The following is a 1,474-nucleotide window of genomic DNA, read 5'->3' on the forward strand; positions in this document are numbered from 1 at the left end:
CAGTTCCCCTGTTGCACGAGGTATGCAGAAATACTATTATCATTCAGTAGTTATATGTCCCAAGATTTCTGAAATGACCGGAAGAGGGATCTCATGCTCTAACAGACGACTTGCAAGGCTGTGACGAAGCGTATGGGAATCTTTCTTTTTCCCTTCATGATGAATCCCTGATTTCTGGAGATGAACTCTTACAAGGCCACCGACTGCACCCGGATTAAAATTCGTATACGGTGGAACTTGCCTCACAAAAACATGATCTGAATCAGTTTTTGGTCTTGCGTTCTTCAGATAATTGATGATTGCTTCACCCACATCTTCAAGCAGAGGAAGTTCCAACGGATTTCCTGTTTTTACCTGAGTTAAACGGATAATCTCTTTTTCCCAATCGATATTGGAAAATCTGAGATTGGCCACATCACTGCTGCGCAGCCCGAGTCTTGCAATCAGAAGAATGATTGCATAATCACGGATTCCACAAGGGTTTCCAAGATCAATCGAATCAAGAAGTTTTTTTACTTCGTTTGCAGTATATGATGAAGGTAAACGGCTTTGCCTGTTGTTATGGGGATTGGGAAGCTTGGAGAACATCTCCGTATTCATAAAGCCATTCTCATAGCAGTATTTCAGATAATATCGAACTGCCCGCATTGTATGATTTACGGTTGGTTTTTCATAGCAGCTCAGTGATGCCATGAAATCCAAAACATCTTTAAGAGACAGTGTATCCAGAGAAGATATGTTTTCCTTTTTCAAAAATGCAAAAAATCTTTCCAGATATAAACTGAAAACCTTATTTGATTTTTTAATGATTCCTGTTTTCTCTCGATGGGAGAGGTAGGACTCAGCACTGTCTTTGAAACTGTCAGGAAAAGTGTATGCTCTTTTATCCATAACAAGATATAGAGTCACATTTCCTGAATGTTGGTATTCTGCTAAAGCATTAATACAACGGGAATAGGTTGCACACCATTTCTTCTGCTCGATTTTAGATGACATAGAATAATGGTCTTCTAAAAACTGCAATCCAAAATCCATACTGAAAGATTCCGTGTTATGTTCTTTTGCGTAGAGCAAAAGTTGCTTTGTAAGAGTTTTAAATACGTTTTGGTAATAGTTGGATGCACCAGCTTCAATGAGTGCCTCCTTGGTTTGGTTGATTAGTTGCTGCAAAGTTAAATTTTCCACCTTGTTTTCCTCCTTAAGTGCTTTGATAAAAATACACTTAAATCGTGATAGATTATGAAAAGTAAATCAACCAAAGAATCCTTTATTTATAAGGTTTTCTATCGCCTGCTTTGCATAATGTGTAGCTTTTCATAACCAACACCGCCTTTCTGGTTGGCGATGGCGATGATTTATGTGTTCATGACTTCACCTCATTTCTGATTGTTGCTGTTACTTCTGGAAATAGAAAAAGCCGCCACTCCAAAATCATAAAGTGACGGCCCTTTCTAATGCCGGAATCTCTGAAACA

General features: G+C 38.7%; 1 protein-coding gene. It reads right to left on the bottom strand.

Going from position 1 to position 1,474, the window contains the following annotated elements; all coding sequences use genetic code 11:
* Positions 1-39: 39 nt before the first annotated feature.
* Positions 40-1,185 (bottom strand): site-specific integrase, encoded by a 1,146-nt coding sequence (locus QVP40_RS04295; protein ID WP_022067261.1) that lies wholly within the window; start codon positions 1,183-1,185, stop codon positions 40-42.
* Positions 1,186-1,474: the final 289 nt, after the last annotated feature.

This window comes from Blautia sp. CAG:257 (assembly GCF_000433815.1).
Classification (GTDB): domain Bacteria; phylum Bacillota; class Clostridia; order Lachnospirales; family Lachnospiraceae; genus Blautia_A; species Blautia_A caecimuris.